Origin of the sequence: Flavobacterium cerinum (assembly GCF_024496085.1) — a bacterium.
Taxonomy (GTDB): domain Bacteria; phylum Bacteroidota; class Bacteroidia; order Flavobacteriales; family Flavobacteriaceae; genus Flavobacterium; species Flavobacterium cerinum_A.
This window is the reverse complement of record NZ_CP101751.1, coordinates 1,245,663-1,265,846: the sequence shown is the minus strand read 5'-3', so window position 1 is coordinate 1,265,846 and position 20,184 is coordinate 1,245,663. Positions and strand designations below refer to the sequence as shown.

At 37.9% G+C, this 20,184-nt stretch carries 16 protein-coding genes; 2 read left to right on the top strand and 14 right to left on the bottom strand.

The window, feature by feature from the left end; genetic code table 11:
- Positions 1–110: 110 nt before the first annotated feature.
- The 4 genes from queG to NOX80_RS05650 are packed head-to-tail and all read right to left on the bottom strand — an operon-like array spanning position 111 to position 2,612.
- Complete coding sequence (queG, locus tag NOX80_RS05665) at positions 111–1,037, bottom strand: tRNA epoxyqueuosine(34) reductase QueG (RefSeq protein ID WP_256552344.1); 927 nt, start codon at positions 1,035–1,037, stop codon at positions 111–113.
- A gap of 5 nt (positions 1,038–1,042) precedes the next feature.
- A complete protein-coding gene (gene ruvB / locus NOX80_RS05660) occupies positions 1,043–2,065 on the bottom strand; it encodes a Holliday junction branch migration DNA helicase RuvB (RefSeq protein WP_256552343.1) in 1,023 nt (340 codons plus the stop codon).
- Positions 2,066–2,107: 42 nt separating this feature from the next.
- Entirely contained in the window at positions 2,108–2,392 is a 285-nt protein-coding gene (locus NOX80_RS05655; protein ID WP_256552342.1) for a GNAT family N-acetyltransferase, read from the bottom strand.
- A 1-nt stretch (position 2,393) separates the two neighbouring features.
- The gene (locus NOX80_RS05650; protein ID WP_256552341.1) at positions 2,394–2,612 is read right to left on the bottom strand and encodes a (4Fe-4S)-binding protein; all 219 of its coding nucleotides are present in this window, start codon (positions 2,610–2,612) and stop codon (positions 2,394–2,396) included.
- A gap of 92 nt (positions 2,613–2,704) precedes the next feature.
- On the opposite strand from NOX80_RS05650, the gene NOX80_RS05645 reads away from it, so the two are divergent.
- Positions 2,705–4,120, top strand: coding sequence for an APC family permease (locus NOX80_RS05645; RefSeq protein ID WP_256552340.1), 1,416 nt, complete (start codon positions 2,705–2,707; stop codon positions 4,118–4,120).
- A gap of 130 nt (positions 4,121–4,250) precedes the next feature.
- Here the strand turns inward: NOX80_RS05645 and NOX80_RS05640 are convergent, their stop codons facing one another.
- From NOX80_RS05640 to NOX80_RS05595, 10 genes are all read right to left on the bottom strand, one after another.
- Positions 4,251–6,173: a DUF3857 domain-containing protein gene (locus NOX80_RS05640; protein ID WP_256552339.1), complete on the bottom strand. Its 1,923-nt coding sequence runs from the start codon at positions 6,171–6,173 to the stop codon at positions 4,251–4,253.
- The gene (locus NOX80_RS05635; protein ID WP_256552338.1) at positions 6,170–8,038 is read right to left on the bottom strand and encodes a DUF3857 domain-containing protein; all 1,869 of its coding nucleotides are present in this window, start codon (positions 8,036–8,038) and stop codon (positions 6,170–6,172) included. Before NOX80_RS05635 ends, NOX80_RS05640 begins: the two co-directional genes overlap by 4 nt.
- Positions 8,039–8,109: 71 nt before the next feature.
- Positions 8,110–9,906 carry a cytochrome c oxidase subunit I gene (locus NOX80_RS05630; RefSeq protein ID WP_256552337.1) on the bottom strand — a complete coding sequence of 599 codons (1,797 nt, stop codon included), beginning with the start codon at positions 9,904–9,906 and terminating at the stop codon, positions 8,110–8,112.
- 25 nt (positions 9,907–9,931) lie between these two features.
- A complete protein-coding gene (locus tag NOX80_RS05625) occupies positions 9,932–11,104 on the bottom strand; it encodes a cytochrome c oxidase subunit II (RefSeq protein ID WP_256552336.1) in 1,173 nt (390 codons plus the stop codon).
- 19 nt (positions 11,105–11,123) lie between these two features.
- Positions 11,124–12,590, bottom strand: coding sequence for a quinol:cytochrome C oxidoreductase (locus NOX80_RS05620; protein WP_256552335.1), 1,467 nt, complete (start codon positions 12,588–12,590; stop codon positions 11,124–11,126).
- A 28-nt stretch (positions 12,591–12,618) separates the two neighbouring features.
- Positions 12,619–13,164 carry a c-type cytochrome gene (locus tag NOX80_RS05615; RefSeq protein ID WP_256552334.1) on the bottom strand — a complete coding sequence of 182 codons (546 nt, stop codon included), beginning with the start codon at positions 13,162–13,164 and terminating at the stop codon, positions 12,619–12,621.
- An 8-nt stretch (positions 13,165–13,172) separates the two neighbouring features.
- On the bottom strand, positions 13,173–13,697 hold the full coding sequence (locus tag NOX80_RS05610; protein WP_256552333.1) for a DUF3341 domain-containing protein: 525 nt from the start codon (positions 13,695–13,697) through the stop codon (positions 13,173–13,175).
- Positions 13,698–13,703: 6 nt separating this feature from the next.
- Positions 13,704–15,110 carry an NrfD/PsrC family molybdoenzyme membrane anchor subunit gene (gene nrfD, locus NOX80_RS05605; RefSeq protein ID WP_256552332.1) on the bottom strand — a complete coding sequence of 469 codons (1,407 nt, stop codon included), beginning with the start codon at positions 15,108–15,110 and terminating at the stop codon, positions 13,704–13,706.
- 39 nt (positions 15,111–15,149) lie between these two features.
- A complete protein-coding gene (locus tag NOX80_RS05600; RefSeq protein WP_256552331.1) occupies positions 15,150–18,206 on the bottom strand; it encodes a TAT-variant-translocated molybdopterin oxidoreductase in 3,057 nt (1,018 codons plus the stop codon).
- 33 nt (positions 18,207–18,239) lie between these two features.
- Positions 18,240–19,517 carry a c-type cytochrome gene (locus NOX80_RS05595; protein WP_256552330.1) on the bottom strand — a complete coding sequence of 426 codons (1,278 nt, stop codon included), beginning with the start codon at positions 19,515–19,517 and terminating at the stop codon, positions 18,240–18,242.
- Between the two features lie 216 nt (positions 19,518–19,733).
- Between NOX80_RS05595 and NOX80_RS05590 the strand changes: the two genes are divergently transcribed.
- The gene (locus tag NOX80_RS05590) at positions 19,734–20,126 is read left to right on the top strand and encodes an SPOR domain-containing protein (RefSeq protein ID WP_256552329.1); all 393 of its coding nucleotides are present in this window, start codon (positions 19,734–19,736) and stop codon (positions 20,124–20,126) included.
- The last annotated feature ends 58 nt before the right edge of the window (positions 20,127–20,184 follow it).

Here is a 20,184-nt window from a genome sequence, read left to right as displayed (position 1 = left end):
CTTTTAACAGCGAATATTTCAAAAACAATATGCTTTATTATCATTTCAAAAAAGGCAAAAAGAAACAAACATCTGATTTACAAAAAGATATGAAAAATCATTATTTAGAATTATTCTTTCAAGAATTTGAGATTACGAACTAATCCTTCGTACTTTGTTCGTTTAACTGCAGAATCTTTAAAAACTTTACGGAAAGTTTCATCGGTTATCTCCTCCCAATCTTTTTTAGAAAACGACAGAATCGATTCATTCGGCTTTAACAGCGGTTCCTGATGTGGTTTTGAAAAACGATTCCAGGGACATACATCCTGACAAACATCACAACCAAACATCCAATCATCAAATTTTCCTTTTACATCGGAGGGTATATTTTCTTTTAATTCGATCGTGAAGTAGGAGATACATTTACTTCCGTCTACAACATACGGAGCCACTATTGCTTCCGTAGGACAAGCATCAATACAGGCCGTACATTTTCCGCAATGATCTGTAGTGGCATTGTCGTATTCCAGGTCCAGATCCACAATCAATTCCGCAATAAAGAAAAAAGAGCCCACTTGTTTCGAAAGCAGGTTACTGTTTTTACCGATCCATCCCAAACCACTTTTGGCAGCCCAGGCTTTATCCAATACCGGAGCCGAATCGACAAAAGCTCTCCCGGAAACTTCACCAATTTCATTTTGAATAAAAAACAACAACTCTTTTAACTTTTCCTTGATTACATAATGATAATCCTGGCCGTAAGCATATTTGGAAATTTTATAGCTTCCTATATTTTGTTTTATTTCCGGATAATAGTTGAGCGTTAACGATATCACACTTTTTGCTTCATCAATCAATAAAGTCGGATCTAACCGTTTATCGAAATGGTTTTCCATGTATCCCATTTTTCCGTTCATCTGACTGTTAAGCCATTTTTCAAGACGCGGCGCTTCTTCTTCCAAAAAGCCCGCCCGGGAAATCCCACATGACAAAAAACCGAGGCGTTTGGCTTCGGTTTTGATCAATTGTGTATATTTTTCTTTATTGTTAAGCATGATTATTAAAACAATCCTCCTTGTACACCCGGCTGTGTTTTTCCAAGATGGCGATAGGCCTTTTCGGTTACTTCACGACCTCGCGGTGTTCGGATAATAAACCCTTCCTGAATCAGGAATGGTTCGTACACTTCCTCAATTGTCTCTCCGCTTTCGGATACAGCCGTTGCCAATGTTGACAAACCAACCGGTCCGCCTTTGAATTTATCGATAATTGTATTCAGGATTTTATTATCCATTTCATCCAAACCATTTGCATCTACATGAAGTGCTTTTAGTGAAAAACGGGCAATTTCGATATCGATTTTTCCATTTCCTTTTATCTGAGCGAAATCACGAACACGACGTAATAATGCATTAGCGATACGCGGTGTTCCTCTGCTTCTTCCGGCAATTTCTATAGCTGCTTCCATCGTAATCGGCATTCGTAAGATTGAAGCGCTTCGCTGTACGATGGTCGTTAACAATTCGGTGTTATAATATTGTAATCGGCTTTGGATACCGAAACGCGCCCGCATCGGAGCCGTCAATAATCCTGAACGGGTTGTTGCTCCTACTAATGTAAACGGACTCAGGTTGATTTGAACCGTTCTTGCATTCGGTCCGCTTTCGATCATGATATCGATTTTAAAATCTTCCATCGCCGAATAGAGGTATTCCTCCACAATCGGACTTAAACGATGGATTTCATCAATAAACAAAACATCCCGTTCGTCCAGATTGGTTAGCAAACCCGCCAGATCGCCCGGTTTATCCAGAACCGGACCGGAAGTAATTTTGATATTAACATCCAATTCATTTGCCAATATATTCGCCAACGTAGTTTTTCCCAGTCCGGGAGGTCCGTGAAACAAAGTATGATCCAGTGCTTCACCTCTCAAATTGGCAGCCTGTACAAATACCTTTAGGTTTTCCAGTACCTGGTCCTGTCCGGTAAAATCGTCAAAAGACAGTGGTCTTAATTTTTTTTCTAAATCAAGTTCCTCTGAATTATATCTTTGGTTGGTCGGATCTAAATGCTCATTCATTCGGCAAAGATAGGAAATGTTTGGCTGCTATCAAGGTAATTCTTAGTGCGCTACAAGGGTATTCCATTCCGTATGTCTTTTGATATATGCAGCCACAAAAGGACAAAGCGGCACCAGAGAATAACCATTGTCTTTGATATAATGCAATGTTTTCAGCACAATAGCATTACCGATACCTTTTCCACCCAATTCAGCGGGAACTTCCGTATGGATCAGGTATATTTTTTTATCCTTTATTTTATAGTCAATAAAAGCAATATAACTTTCCACTTCCAATTCGAAGCGGCTTTTTTCTTCATTATTGACTAGCTTTAAATGATCTTCCATTTTATTTTTTATTATAGTAAAACGATAAGGCACCCGAAGGGCATTTTTTGATTTGGTTTATAATCTCATCCGAGCTTGCTTTTCGTACTTCGATCCAGGGTTTGACTTTCGGCCGGAACACTTCAGGAAGTCCGCGGACGCAATTTCCGGAATGTTCGCATAAATGTTGCTGCCATACCACTGTAATTTCCCCATTGGTATATTCTTTTGCACTTTCCATAACACCTTGTTTTTGTCTTTATGAAAGTTACAAAAAAAAGCACAACAAAACGCATTTTTCATATCTTTAGTCCCAATAAATTAAAATTACACATGCAAAAAGAAACACCAACTTTAAAACGGGAATTGGGTTTATTGGACGGGACGATGCTGGTTGTCGGGTCGATGATCGGTTCCGGGATTTTTATTGTAAGCGCCGGAATCACTCAGAATATCGGTAGTGCCGGATGGTTAATCGCAATCTGGATCGTATCTGCTCTTATTACTATTACCGCTGCTGTAAGTTACGGTGAACTAAGTGCGATGTTCCCCCATGCCGGAGGACAATATATTTATCTGAAAGAATCGTATAATAAACTGATCGCCTTTCTTTACGGGTGGAGTTTCTTTTCCGTTATACAAACCGGAACTATCGCCGCTGTTGGTGTGGCCTTTTCTAAATTTACCGCGTATTTGATACCGGCTGTAAGTGAGACGAATATCCTGCTGGAAATCGGTTCATTTCAATTGAACGCGGCTCAATTGGTTTCGATAGCCACAATTATTTTCCTGAGTTATATTAATAGTCGGGGTGTGAAACACGGAAAATACATTCAGACCATCTTTACTATTACCAAAATCGCATCCCTCTTCGGGTTAATCATTTTTGGGTTTATTCTGGCGGCAAAGGCCGATATCTGGAATGCCAACTGGGCCGATGCCTGGAATGCGCAATCCTTTAATAAAGACACTAATTCCTGGGTTGCCATTTCCGGATATACATTACTTTCTGCAATTGCCGCTTCGATGGTTGGCTCTTTATTTTCGAGTGATGCCTGGAACGGTGTTACTTTTATTTCCGGTGAAATCAAGAATCCGGAACGCAATGTCGGGTTAAGTTTATTTTTAGGCACCTTAATCGTTAGTGTGATCTATATTCTGGCTAATGTTATGTATGTTGCTGTAATGCCACTGAATGAGATAGCATTTGCACCATCAGAACGAGTTGCCGTAGCCGCATCGCAGCATATTTTCGGCGCAACCGGAACTATTGTTATAGCTGTTATGATTATGATCTCGACTTTTGGTTGTAACAACGGACTTATTATGGCGGGTTCCCGCGTGTATTATACTATGGCAAAAGATGGTTTATTCTTTAAAAAAGCGGCTGATTTAAATAAAGCAAGTGTTCCCGGATGGGGTTTATGGATCCAATGTATATGGGCTTCCTTTTTATGCTTAACCGGAAAATACGGCGACCTTTTGGATTACGTAATGATTATTGTAATTATTTTCTATATACTAACGATCTACGGTATTTTTATTTTGCGTAAAAAAATGCCGGACGCTCCAAGACCGTACAAAGCTTTTGCTTATCCTGTATTACCGGCTTTATATATTATTGTAGCATCGGCTATATGTATTGCTTTGTTAATCGACAGAACCAGTACATGTGGTTGGGGCGTACTTATTATGCTGGCCGGAATACCGGTTTACTATCTTACGAAACAGAAAGAGAGGAAAGAATAAAGAACAAAGAGCAAAGCTCAGGTTTTTAAAAAAGGGGCTGTCTCAAAAGTGAGTCAGCCCCTTTTTATTATTAATTTTGTATCCGTTTGTCTGTACAAATATCATCTTTCGTTTGTACGGAATTTCGTTATTATCCAGCCGGTTTTAACACCAAGGCAGCTTTATTAAAATCGGCTGCGGCATTTATTACCTCTCTATAGTTCGGATATTCTGTAACCGGGTAATTGATATCGCTATAAATCTCTTCAATTTCAACAACCAGTTGATTCCCCACAACCGCTGCTTTCGAATTAAAAGCACATATCGTTTTACCTTCTCGTTTTAATTCCTTACTCAGTATAAAATCCTTATAGCTCTCTACTGTATATCCCTTCGGAATATTAAACATAATTTTATGGTGGTATTTTTTAGCATAATTTGTTGCTATCGGTTTTTTCCGGGTTGTTTCCTGATACAGATTATTCTGTTTTCCGATTACCTTTCCAAGATTAACCATCAGATAGTTTCCTGCATTTTCTGTAAAATCAGCTATCGTTTCCGCTTTTAGGTTGATCTCAAAAGGGGTATTCGTATAATTATTCAAAAATTCCTCTGCTTTAAAATCATAACCGTTCAGTTTGACTTCCATTCCATCCAAAGCGATATATTTAACAAACTTTTCAAGTTCTTCTTTTTCATCATTTCCTTTTAAATCTTTCACATATCCTCTTGATGCCTGACCCAAATAGCCACTTGCCATAACTTTTTTTTCCAGACTGGCATTTTGACCATCACTATTTAATACGATTACTGTTTCTGTATTTTTTTTAGTAAAATCAGCATCTGTTACCGGGAACTGATGTATTTCTGATTTAAATACCGGTTTATCAGGATTACTAAAATCATAGACTACACCACCGGTATCCTGTAATTCATATTCCGTAACGGATCCGTAATTGATATAATCTTCCAACGGCGTAATATACTTGTTCGTTTCCGGTATGTAAAACAAAATCTTATGCGGTACTACACTATAAAAGGTTTTAGGATCTACATTTCCTACAAAACGGTCTACTCCAAAAACCAACTTAAACGGAATTTTCATCTGCTGTAATGTCAATCCATAAAGCGACAGCATTTCCATACTACTCAGCTTTTGCTTTCCGGATGCCAATTCTTTAATTTTAGATTTTTCTCCGGATTGTCTGAATTCAAAGTTATCTTTAATATAATTATCCAGAATCGTTAATCGTTCATCAGTACTCTTAGTAGCATCATTTAACTTTAAATCTTTTAAGAAGTCTTTTGACTTCCCTTTGGATATCTGTGTATAGTTAAATTTTTTAAAAGCCATACTAAAAAAGAGACTCCACTGGCTGGAAGACAACGAAGAAGTCGCTTCATAGATAACTTTATTGATTAACGCTGTGTTCTTTGCATCCTTTTCATATTTATAAGCCGGGACATTTTTTGCGGTAAACAAATAGCTATTATCGTCTTTCGTTATCGAAAACAGATCGCTTTCATTATACAGAAAGCGTACTCCCTGGCTTGCGCTAAGTTTAAATTCTGCACTTAACAACGGTACTTCATATTGGAAGATTTCATAATCGGCGGTAATCGGTATTTCCTTCAGAATATAATAATATTCTAAAATATCTCCTTCTTCAACACCTTCAAATGCCAATGATTTAATTTTATTCTCTTCTGTTTCTATGATTTTATCTTCCGACAATACATTTATTGTTCCGTCCGGTTTTATAATTCGGGCATGGAAATCACGTACTTTTCGTGTTAATCCATTAACTGCACGCACTTTATTATACTGATTGATTACATCTTTTTTATTAATTTTCACCGCAAGGTGCTTCATTATAAATGATGTATAACTATAGCCACCCACGCGCATATGAACCCAACGGTTATCTTTTAAAACTATCGCCGGAGACTCTTTAAATTCATCCGGTATTTTATCGAATGTAGGTTTTTCATCCCATGCGTAATCTTTGATTTTCTGAGCATCTACCTGGAAAACCATAAACAACAAAAGCAGTTGTAGCATTAATTTTTTCATGCTTTCTTCAGAATTATTGATTGATTGTATTGATTAATTAACTGATTCACAATATCGTTCCACTTCCGGAAGTTTTCTTTTTCTACTAATAACACGTTTGAGTATACTTCTTGTTTTATGATTAGTCTATTCTTTTGTTGTGTATAGCTAATTTCGAAACCTAGCAATTCGTTTTCCTGTTTGTTATTTTTAGGAAGATATTCGACTTGATAACCTTCCGGAATTTCGATATTGTAGGTGATCGCATACAGTTGTTCAAAATCGTTTTCAATCGGATATTTACGTTTATCGACATCAATCAGCGCATTTTTTAGCGGGAAAAACAAAATCGGTTTTACGATCAGCTTTCCATCTATATTTTTACCCCAATTATCCAGTTTCAGATTATATTCGGCCTGAGCCGGTGTTAAATCATACGGTTTGATTGAAGTATTGACAATTTCAATTTCAGCTTTAGTATTGGTTGCAACCAAAGAATATTTCCAGATTTCATTTTCCTTTTGATAATGATTTCCGAGCAATCCGGCTAAACGCATTTTATTAAATCCGTTAAAGTCGGCTTTAATTTTTCCTGTTATTGTATTATCCGTTATTTTTAAATCCGCGTTCACATTTATTCTATTATCATTTTTAGCGACAACCGGTATTTTTTCGATAACATAGCTATCCCCTAATCCGATTAATGCTTCTTTCCCCTGAATCATATCTGTAGGCATCGGAAACTGACTGTATTTTCCCGTGGCATCCAGAAAGTACTTCTTTCCGTTCAATTCCAAACAGGTAATCATATGATTATCCACTAAAGGTGACGGCAACTCTTTGTAGGTATAATTTCGCTGACGGGTGCCGATCCAGGTCAAATGTGATTTAAGTCCGGCGTAACGCAACATTTCATTCGTAATATTGGCCATATCTTTACAATCTCCATACTTACGCGTAAAAACTAATGCTGCATCTCTAGGAACAAAACCTCCCATACCGTTTTCATAAGCTACATAATGCAGATTTTCCTGTACCCAATTGAAAATTGCTTTGGCTTTATCATAATCGGATGTTATCCCTTTGGTCAATTCTTCTGCTTTTGCTTTTACTTCCGACTGATTCGATTTATTAATGTCTTTAACCAAAGATCGATACCAACTATACAAATTATCCGTATTTCCCAGCATCTGCTGTTTTGCACCGTTAATTGTGAAATTGTTGATATAATAAACGATGTGTGGCACTACATATGAGGTTCCCGGCATGTCTTCTTCCCTTTCAAAAGCCGGAATATTTTTCATTTCCCAAGTATAGATTATAGCATCACCTTCTTCTACTTTATTGAATACGATTTTATCTCGATCATATCCAAACAAGCTATATCCGATTTCAACCGATTTCGGACATTTGATCGTTAATTTAGCCGATTCCACTTCCATCGTGTTTTGGAAATAAAAACCATCTAATAATTTCGGTTCGAAATATTCTTTTTTATACTTGAGGTTTAACAGTGAATTATCCTGAACATTAACAAAATGAATTGTTTTCTTTTTATAATCGCTATGAAAAATATTGTCCAGAAATACATCAGAAGTGACAGATTCGCTATTAGAATAATTCTTATTCGTTGCCACAACCGTAGTGTTAGCTGTCAGTCCATTGATCTCACTAAAAGAATCATATGAGACACTTTCTACAGTATGCTGTCTTTCCTTAGCTTTAGCCAAAAACTTACTATAAGAAACTGTATTTTCTACTTTTAGCTTTCGATCATTCTTAATTGTTACATACTCATTATAATAGACATATTTTGATTTGGTATTCTGTCCCCAAAAATTTAACGAAAGTAAAAGAAATAACACACAAAGTAATTTTTGCTTCATTCGAAATCAGATTACATATAAAAGCCTTCCCGAATGGGAAGGCTTTTATTAATTTATATTAAATTGAGATTTTAGTGGTGTAATTGTTCTTCACCCGGTTTCATCGGTACATTTTGAGGAACAAAGTCTTCATCATGTCCTGGTTTGCTATAGTCATAAGACCATCTGTAAACTTCAGGAATTTCACCTGGCCAGTTTCCGTGAATATGCTCAACCGGAGTAGTCCACTCTAATGTGTTTGATCTCCACGGGTTTTGCGTTGCTCTTTGACCTTTGAAGATGCTATAGAAGAAATTCCATAAGAATACTAACTGGAATGCAGCTCCGATTAAAGCGAACATTGTGATTAGTACGTTAACATCTGCTAAATCATCAAATAAAGGGAAAGCGGTGTTTGTATAGTAACGTCTTGGTAAACCAGCCATTCCGATAAAGTGCATTGGGAAGAATACTCCGTACGCACAAACTGCAGTTACCCAGAAGTGGATATAACCTAAGTTTTTGTTCATCATTCTTCCGAACATTTTAGGGAACCAATGGTAGATTCCGGCAAACATTCCGTAAAGAGCAGAGATACCCATTACAAGGTGGAAGTGAGCAATAACGAAATACGTATCGTGAACGTTGATATCTAATGTACTATCTCCAAGAATGATCCCTGTTAAACCTCCTGTAATGAATGTAGATACGAATCCGATACAGAATAACATTGCAGGGTTTAACTGAAGATTACCTTTCCAAAGCGTTGTAATATAGTTGAACGCTTTTACAGCTGAAGGAATTGCAATTAATAATGTTGTAAAGGTAAATACAGATCCTAAGAAAGGATTCATACCTGATACGAACATGTGGTGACCCCAAACGATTGTTGATAAGAATGCAATTGCTAAGATCGAAGTAATCATCGCACGGTAACCGAAAATTGGTTTACGTGCATTAGTAGCGATAATCTCAGATGTGATACCCATCGCCGGTAAGATTACGATATAAACCTCAGGGTGACCTAAGAACCAGAATAAGTGTTCGAACAATACCGGAGAACCTCCCTGGTAATGTAATACTTCTCCTGAAATAAAGATATCTGATAAGAAGAACGATGTTCCGAAGCTTCTGTCAAAGATTAATAATAAAGCGGCAGATAATAATACCGGGAATGATACGATACCGATAACAGCTGTGATAAAGAAAGCCCAGATTGTTAATGGTAAACGTGTCATAGACATCCCTTTAGTTCTAAGGTTGATCACTGTTACCACGTAGTTCAATGATCCCATTAATGAAGATGCAATGAAAATCGCCATTGATACTAACCAAAGTGTCATACCTGTTCCAGATCCCGGGATCGCTTGCGGTAATGCACTTAACGGAGGATAGATCGTCCAACCTGCAGAAGCCGGTCCGGATTCAACAAATAAAGAAATGATCATGATAACAGAAGATACGAAGAACAACCAGTATGAAACCATGTTCATAAATCCGGAAGCCATATCTCTTGCTCCAATCTGAAGCGGAATTAAAAGGTTACTGAAAGTACCGCTTAATCCGGCAGTCAATACAAAGAATACCATGATGGTACCGTGAATGGTAACTAATGCTAAATAAATATCATTTCGCATTACGCCACCCGGAGCAAATTTATCTCCTAAAAGAATATTAAAGATTTTAAAAGACTCTTCCGGCCATGCAATTTGCATACGGAACAAAAGAGACATTACAATACCGATGATCCCCATTACAATACCTGTGATTAGGTATTGTTTTGCAATCATCTTGTGATCGATACTAAAGATGTACTTTGTGATAAAAGTATCTTTATGGTGGTGTTCGTGACCGTGATCGTGTTCGTTATCGTGTCCTACTGCTGACATATTTTTTAATTTATATTAAAAGCAATTATTTTTTTACTACTTGTGCCAAAACTTTAGTTGTATCGGCTACCGGAGCTGCTGCCGGAGCTTTTGCTTCAGTTGCTGCAGGAGCCGGAGCTTCTGTTTTGTTTGCATCTTTAATAGCACTAGCTAAAGTAGGTTTTTCTTTTAACCATTTTTTATAATCTGCCTCGCTCTCAACAACGATTTTCATTTGCATGTTGTAGTGAGATGGACCACAAATTTTGTTACATAAAAGTAAGTAATCAAAAGTATACGGATCTAAAGCAGTTTCACCTTTGGCAGTAAGCTCTGCGCTTTTCTTTGCTCTAATTTTATTAATGTTTGCTACTTTCTCAACAATTGCAGGATCCTGACGCATCTGGTCTGTTGTTACTGTCGGAGTGAAAGCAAATTGCGTTACCATACCCGGAACACAGTTCATTTGTGCTCTAAAGTGTGGCATATAAGCTGAGTGTAGTACGTCCTGAGAACGGATCTTGAATACCACTTTTTTACCAACAGGCAAGTGTAATTCATTAACTACTTTATCATCTTGCGCATTCGGATCAGACATATCCACACCAACTGTGTTAATACCTTCGATAAAACGTACGTTAGCTTTACCTAAAGAGTTGTCTTCACCACCGTAACGCGCTTCCCAGCTAAATTGTTTTGCGTATAATTCTACATAAATCACATCTTCTTCTTCATCTACGAACATGATATTTGTCCATGCATATAATCCGTAAAGGATTAAACCTGCTAAAACAATTACCGGAATGATCGTCCAGATAAACTCTAATTTATCGTTATCTGCGAAGTATAATGCTTTTGTATCTTTTTGACCTCTGTATTTGAATGCAAAGTAATGCAATAATGCCTGAGTGATTGTCTGAACGAAGAAAATCAATACCATTGAAATCATCATCAGATTATCGTAATCCTTACCGTGTTCAGAGGCAGGAGTTCCCAGTACTAAATGTCCCCATTTTAATAATGAGTAAATAGTGAATATATAAATAAACCCTAAAAACCCAAACATTAAGTAACCATTCACATTATTGTCTTTCTCGGTAGCAATCTCTGATTTCTCAGCAGATGCCTGACCGATTTGGGTTAAATCGAATATCTTAGTTAATTGCCAAATAGCAACCCCTAATAAAACTACAACTATAAGTATCAATAAACCTGTCATTTGTTTATTACTTTAAATATTAATAATGAAAATGTTTACTCTCTTCGATTAGCGGATTGCGTTTTGCAAGTAGCGGCGCTTTTGTTAAAGCTGTAAATACTACAAAGATAAACAGTCCGAAGAAGAACATTAATGAACCGATCTCAGATACTCCGATGAACCACTGATCACCAACCGTAGCCGGCATAATCATGTTAAAGAAGTCAATATAGTGTCCAGTTAAGATTAGTAAACCAGCCATAACTACAACCCAGCTCAAACGTTTGAATTCAGTATTAACTAAGATTAATACAGGGAATACAAAGTTAAGGGCCAGCATTCCGAAGAATGGTAATTTATAATTTTCAATTCGCGTAATGAAGTAAGTTACCTCTTCCGGGATATTTGAATACCACATTAACATGAATTGTGAGAACCATAAGTACGTCCAGAAAATTGAAATACCGAACATGAATTTCGCTAAATCGTGAATATGGCTTGTATTTACGTGCTCTAAATATCCTTTTGATTTTAAGTACAAAGTAACAAAAGCGATTGTCGTAATACCGCTTACGAAGAAGCTGGCGAATACGTACCATCCGAATAATGTACTGTACCAGTGTGGATCAACTGACATGATCCAGTCCCAAGAAGCAATCGATTCAGTAACGATAAAGAATACTAAGAATCCTGCTGCCAATTTGAAGTTCTTTTTGTAGAAAGCATCATCATTAGCATTGTCTTGTGCAAGGGAATTTTTTCTTGAGAAATAACGGTATAAATTCCAACCGGCTAAGAAAATAGCAGCTCTGATCAAGAAGAAAGGTACATTTAAGAAACCTTGTTTTCCCTGGATTAACTCATCATGTTTTACAACTTCCGGATCCATCCAAACGAATAAGTGGTTTAAATGCATTCCGCTTGCTACCAACAAGATGAAGAAAATGATAGAACCTGGCAATAAATAGCTGGTGATACCTTCCATAACTCGGAATAATACCGGAGACCAACCTGCCTGAGCTGCCCATTGGATAGCGTAGAACGCCAATACTCCAACAGAGATCAACATAAAGAAGATACAAGCTACATATAATGCAGCCCATGGTTTGTTTTGCAACTGGTGTAAAACGTGTTCCAGGTGTTCCTGATGTTCAGCGTGCGCATCTGCATGATCATGTCCGTGTGCCGCTTCAACTTTGTGATTATCGTGATGATCTGCTGCTACAGGCGCTGCTGCTGCTACAGTATCATTCTCAGTTTTTAATGAATCGGCAACTACAGTTTCCGTTTTAGCTTCTTCATGATGAGCAGCTGTTGCAGCATGTTCGTCATGAGACTCGTGCGCCACGGCTTCTGTATGATGTCCGCCATGATGACTATCCGCTAAAATTTTCTCTACGTCTTCGATGGTCTTAGGTGCAGTTAAAAAACCAAATACAATCCCCACAAGCCCTAAAGCCATCAGGACGAATGCAAAAGTTTTTAATTTGCTTGAAAATGTGTACATATCTAATACTTTCAAATGTGTTCTACAATTATAATCCTGCTTTTAATTTCATCACGTGATCCACAACCTGCCAGCGTTCTTCCTGGCTTAATTGGTTGGCGTGAGAACCCATGGAGTTTAATCCATAAGTAATTACGTGGAAAACACTTCCTTCCGTAATCTGTCTGTCAGCATAACTTGGTACACCTAAGAATTTTTCTCTCTTAACCAGTTTTCCTTTTCCATCACCTGCTTCACCGTGGCAAATTGCACAGTAAATATTAAACAACTCGGTACCTTTTTTGGAATCAATTTTAGTAGAATCCAACGGAGATTTTAAATTGGCTTTAGCTAATTCATAGCCTGCTGTTGAGTTTTCGTATGCGTATGGCTCGAAACCTCTAGGTATAGATCCTTTTGCAGGTAACTGACCTTCTTTACCATTTTTGAATGCACCTGACTGAGAATACGTTTCGTATGCTACAGACTCATACATATTTGGAAAGAACTGATAGTTCGGTTTCGATTTGTTAAAACATGATGTCGTAACAACCGATACACCTACTAATGCTACTATTTTATATAAGGCTTTCATATCTTCAATTAATGCTTATCAATTACTTTAACTTCTACAGCACCTGTATTCTTGAAGAAAGAAATTAAATCTTCTTCGTTTCCATGAAGTGCCACTTCCATTAAGAAGTGATCGTCTGTAGTTCTTACATCCGGGTTTTCAGCTGCTTTGAACGGCCATAATTTACTTCTAAGATAGAAAGTAATTACCATTAAGTGAGCGGCAAAGAATACGGTCAACTCAAACATAATAGGCACGAAAGCCGGCATATTATCAATAAAGCTGAAACTTGGTTTTCCACCGATATCCTGTGGCCAGTCTACAATCATTACATAGTTCATTAATGATGCAGCAACAGATAAACCAACTAAACCGTAAAGGAAAGAAGCAATTGCAATTCTTGTAGGTGCTAATCCCATTGCTTTGTCCAACCCGTGAACCGGGAATGGCGTGTAAACTTCTTCAATATGATGATGTGCCGCACGGGTTGCTTTTACAGCATCCATTAAGATGTCATCATCATTGTATATAGCATGTATAACTTTATTACTCATGATCTATTAATGATTATGTGAATTGTGTCCTTCTTGTTCTCTTTGTCTCTTGTAATTATCTCCGGAAGTTTTTAAGATTGTCTTAACCTCTGCCTGAGCAATTACAGGGAAGCTTCTTGAATATAATAAGAATAATACGAAGAAGAATCCGATTGTACCGATATAGATACCAGCATCAACAAATGTCGGCTGGAACATTGTCCAAGAAGATGGTAAGTAATCACGGTGTAATGATGTTACGATAATTACGAAACGCTCAAACCACATACCGATATTTACCACGATTGAGATAATGAATGAGAACATGATACTTGTTCTAAGTTTTTTGAACCACATGAACTGTGGTGAGAATACGTTACAAGTCATCATCAACCAGTATGACCACCAGTAAGGACCTGTTGCTCTGTTTAAGAAAGCATATTGTTCGTATTCTACTCCTGAATACCAAGCTACAAATAACTCAGTTATATAAGCGATACCTACGATCGAACCTGTAATCATAACTACAATGTTCATCAACTCGATATGCTGTACAGTAATATATTCTTCAAGATTAGACACTTTTCTCATAATGATCAAAAGTGTGTTTACCATTGCGAATCCGGAGAAGATCGCACCCGCAACGAAGTACGGCGGTAAGATGGTCGTATGCCATCCCGGAATAACCGAAGTAGCAAAGTCAAAGGATACAATCGTGTGTACTGAAAGTACAAGAGGTGTTGCCAAACCGGCTAATACTAAAGATACCTCTTCAAAACGCTGCCAGTCTTTTGCTCTACCGCTCCATCCGAAAGAAAGGATTGAATAAACTCTTTTTGTAAAAGGCGTAACAGCACGGTCACGTAGCATTGCGAAATCCGGTAGTAAACCAGTCCACCAGAAAACTAATGATACTGATAAATACGTAGAGATCGCGAATACGTCCCAAAGTAAGGGTGAGTTAAAGTTAACCCAAAGCGAACCGAACTGGTTTGGAATAGGTAATACCCAGTAACCTAACCATGGACGACCCATGTGAATAATTGGAAATAAACCTGCCTGAACTACCGAGAAGATAGTCATCGCTTCTGCAGAACGGTTAATCGCCATTCTCCATTTTTGGCGGAATAATAATAGTACGGCTGAAATTAGTGTTCCGGCGTGTCCGATACCTACCCACCATACAAAGTTGGTAATATCCCAAGCCCAACCAACTGTTTTATTTAATCCCCATGTTCCGATACCGGTAGAAATGGTGTAAGCCATACAACCAACACCCCAAAGGAATGCGGTTAACGCGATAGAGAATACTATCCACCATAGTTTGTTTGCTTTTCCTTCAACAGGTCTGGCAACATCTACTGTTACATCGTGATAAGTTTTATCACCTATAACCAAAGGTTTTCTAATGGGTGCTTCGTAATGAGACGACATAATCCTTTATATTGATTCTTAATTAATTATTTTACTTATTTAGGTATTTCTAACTTTTACGTGATAGAATACATTTGGTTTTGTTCCGATGTGTTCCAGTAAGTGATACATTCTGTCATCCTCTACTAATTTAGCTACCTGACTTTCTTTATCATTTACGTCACCGAAGATCATTGCTCCGCTTGAACAAGCCGCAGAACATGCTACGTCGAACTCGTCTTTACCTACTGCTCTTCCTTCGCGTTTCGCTTTTAGAATAGTAGCCTGAGTCATCTGGATACATAATGAACATTTCTCCATAACCCCTCTTGAACGAACGTTAACATCCGGATTTAACACCATACGTCCTAAATCATCATTCATGTGGTAATCGAATTCACTGTTTTTGTTGTACAAGAACCAGTTGAAACGACGTACTTTATACGGACAGTTGTTTGCACAGTAACGCGTACCCACACAACGGTTGTAAGCCATGTGGTTTTGTCCCTGACGACCGTGAGAAGTTGCCGCTACCGGACATACTGTTTCACACGGAGCGTGGTTACAGTGCTGACACATTACCGGCTGGAAAGCAACCTGTGGATTTTCTGACGGATCTTCCATACCCGTGAAAGTATCGATCGAGTTCATTAATCCGGAAGCTCCTTCTTTTAATTCAACATCTCCTTTGAAAGTATCCTGAGAAGAATAGTAACGGTCAATACGCAACCAGTGCATATCACGGCTTCTTCTAACCTCAGATTTACCAACTACAGGTACGTTGTTTTCTGCGTGACATGCAATCACACAAGCACCACAACCTGTACAAGCATTCAAGTCGATCGATAAATTAAAGTGGTGACCCACTGAACGATCGAAAGAATCCCAAATATCTACTTTAGTAACTGGAGTTTCTTTGTGATCTAAAGATACCATCGGCATTACATTCCATTCCGCTGCATCTTTAGTATTGAAGATTTCAAGGGTAGTTTCTTTAATGATATCTCCTCTACCCATTAATGTTTTTTGTAACTGTACACAAGCGAATTCGTGATCACCGCTTGCTTTTGAAACTTTAACCGGTTGGTCTGATTTTAAGTTAGCGTAAAGTGTATACGCATTAACTCCAACCTGCATTTCTTGTTTCATCGCTTCTTTACGACCGTAACCTAAAGCGATACCGATTGTACCAACCGCCTGACCTGGCTGAATGATAACCGGAACATTTTCTAATTTAGCTCCGCCTACTTCGATTGTTGAGTAGCTACCGTTTAATCCTCCGTTTGCTACATTGTAGTTAACTAATCCAAGTTTTTCAGCGTCTTTTTTAGAAACGGTTACATAGTTATCCCATGACACACGTGTAATCGGATCCGGGAATTCCTGTAACCAAGGGTTGTTAGCCTGCTGACCGTCACCCATACCTGTTTTAGTATACAATACTAATTCCAGTCCACCTGCATTTTTAGCCTGAGCTAAAGTAGTAGCAGCTGAAGCAAAATCTGCATTAGCACCTCCGGCAACTGCTGTAACCGGTGTTACATAGAAACCATCGTGAACTAATTTATTCCAAGTTGCACCACCTGCGATAACTGATGTACCGTGAGCTTTAAGGAAATCATAGTAAGAAGCCGGATTTCCTGTCCAAGTTAATAATGCATCCTGGAATTGTTTTGTATCAAATAACGGACGGATAGTTGGCTGCGTGATACTGTAGTGTCCTTTAACGATGGCAACATCACCCCAAGACTCTAAGTAGTGTGGTGTCGCAACCGCCACTTTAGATTTTAAAGCTGTTTCATCTTCTTTCAAAGAGAAAGCAACTGATAATTTCACTTTATTAAGACCTTCTAAGAAGTCAGCAGCATTTGGCAAAGTATAAACCGGATTCACACCGTTCATAATTAACGTATGAACTGCACCCGCTTTCATATCTTTCACCAATTGCGCTACAGCTTTCGCATCCCCTTTACGGGTTAAACGAGGTGTAGTCGGATTGAAAGCTTCAGAACTTAAAGCTCTGTTGATTGCCAACACTAACAATTGTGCATTAACATCATCAAGACCTGAAACTAAAACTCCTTTTCCAGCAGCTGCTTTTAATTGCTGTGCTGCTTTAATTACCGCTTCTTCGTTTGCTACTTTCGGAGCAGAAACAGAAGCACCTGTAATTACATTATATATTTTTACTAAAGCATGTTTTTGCTCTGTAACTGTCATCGGAATACGCTTATCAGCGTTTGCACCCGCAAGTGACATGATAGATTCAATTTGGATATGTTTTGACATTTTCCCGTTTTTAGGAATACGTCCCTTAGCATATCCAGCATCGTATCCGCCACCTTGCCAATCTCCTAAGATATCAGCACCAACAGAAACAATAACATCAGCTTTTGAGAAATCATAATCTGGTAAAGCTCTTTCTCCATATACCATTTGGAAAGCATCAAGAGCATCAGAACTAGAAACCGCATCATACACAACATGTTTAGCTGTTGGGTTTTTAGCGATAAAGTCAGCAATCAGCTTATCAGTAGAAGGACTGGCCATAGTTCCGGTTAAAAGAACGATCTGACCCCCTTTTGCTTTTGCATCAGCTAAAGCTGCTCTTACTTTAGTATCAACTTCAGACCAAGTAGCATCTTTATTTTCAATTTTCGATTGTTTTAAACGAAGACTGTCGTAAAGCGATAATACAGAAGCGTGAACTCTTGCATTTGCTCCGGTTATTGAATTCGGTAAGTTATTATTTTCAACCTTGATCGGACGACCTTCACGCGTTTTGATTAAGATATTTGCAAAATCGAAACCATCAGCAATAGTTGTTGCATAAAAATCAGCAACTCCCGGAATGATCTCTTCAGGTTGAACTACATAAGGAATAGACTTGATAACAGGACCTTCACACGCAGCTAAAGAAGCTGCTGCTGTAGAGAATCCTACGTATTTCAAAAAGTCACGACGAGTAGTTGATGATGTTGATAAGGCTTCCTTATCCCCAAGAAATTCATCAGTAGGAATTTCTTCAACAAACTCATTGTTTCTTAGCGTCTCAACAATAGAACTATTTTCGTTTAGTTCTTCAACACTTTTCCAGTATTTTTTGTTTGATGCCATTGTATATAGATATTAGCTTCTTAAATTTATTTATTAATAGTGACATTTACCACACTCTAAACCTCCCATTTGTGCAGCAGTCAACTTATCTACACCATATTTTTTAGAAAGTTCTTCGTGGATTTTCTTGTAGTATTCGTTACCTTCCACATTAACATTGGTTTCTCTGTGACAGTTCACACACCATCCCATAGTTAACGGAGAATGTTGTCTCATAATTTCCATTGTCTCAACCGGACCGTGACATTTCTGACACTCTAATCCTGCAACAGATACGTGTTGCGAGTGGTTGAAGTATACAAAATCAGGAAGATTATGAACACGAACCCACTTAACAGGTTTCACTTTTCCTGTATATTTTTGAGCTGTTTTATCCCATCCTACAGCATCGTATAGTTTCTGGATTTCAGCAGAGTAGAATTCTTTAGTATGCTCTACATAAGTAGAATCAGCATCTCCCTGGAATTCATTGATATTTTTATGACAGTTCATACAAACATTCAACGAAGGAATACCGGAAGTTTTACTAACTCTTGCAGAAGAGTGACAGTATTTACAATCAATACCATTATCACCAGCGTGAATTTTATGTGAGAAGTGAATCGGCTGAATCGGCTCATACCCTTGATCTACACCAACTTGCATTAAGTAACCATAGATAAAATACGCTCCTACCAAAAGCATCACGATAACAGACACTAACACTAAGAACTGATTTCTTGCGAAAGCAATCCAGATTGGTAATGACTTTTCTTTTACCGGTGCTTCAATACCATTCGCTTTTGCAATTTTATTCAGTACATTTTTCACGAATAACAACATCGCTACCAACATACCCAACACAACAGCTAAAACCCCAAGTACCAGATTATTAGAAACTCCGCCTTCCTGCGCAGCACCTCCGGCTCCCGGAACACCTGCCGCCGCAGCTTTAGGCTCTTCTTTCGGCTGTGATGTATACGCCAGGATATTATCGATATCCGCATCAGACAATTGAGGGAAAGCAGTCATTACTTTCTTGTCATTCTCCTCAAATACCTTAATTGCTTTGGCATCACCGGATTTAATTAAATCGGAACTGTTTTTAATCCACTTGTGCAACCAAGCCGTATCATGTCGTTCTGTAACACCACGAAGCGCAGGCCCCGTCATTGCTGCATCCAACTTGTGACAAGCGGCACAATTAGAATTAAAAAGCGCTTTACCTGCAGCTGCATCCTGAGCGTTTGAGGTAAAAGAAAAAGATAGCACAAATGCTAAACTGAACAATAAAATCTTTGAAAACGATTTATGGTTACCCACTTTTTTCATAGTTAAAATGATTATCAACTAAATTTGGCATGATTTTGTCTGGAACTGTACCGGAGCAAAGAAATACCTTATTTATAAACTCCGACAAAAATACGACTTATGTACTATTCAAAAAACCTTAAATTTGTCTTAATTGTAATTTATACCCATTCTAAATAAACCGCCATCACTGGTTTTAGCGGAATAATCGTATTTTTGCAGCAAACATACTTCATTATGAGAATCTTATCCATAAACAAAAACCATTTTCTACCTCTAATTGCTTTATTTTTAAGCCCAATCATTCACGGTCAAAGCCAAAAAATTAACATTGATCAAGATCCAAAATTCGAGCAACTCCTAAATGAAAAAAGAAAAATAAACAGTTCCATAACTGTTAACGATCGGTATAAAATTCAAATTTTTTACGGGACTAATGATGAAGCCAAAAAAACACTGGTAAATTTCCGAAAAGAATTCAAAAATACGGACGGAACGATCGTATATAACAATCCAACATATAAAGTCTGGGTAGGCTCTTTTAAAACACGTATCGAGGCCGAAAAAAACTTAACAGACATCAAGAAAAAATATCCGAACGCTTTACTGATAAAGCCTAACAAACAATAAAAAAACAAAACCGATTGCCTAAAAAAACCGGTTTTAAAAAAGAAAAGCCCTGCAAAAT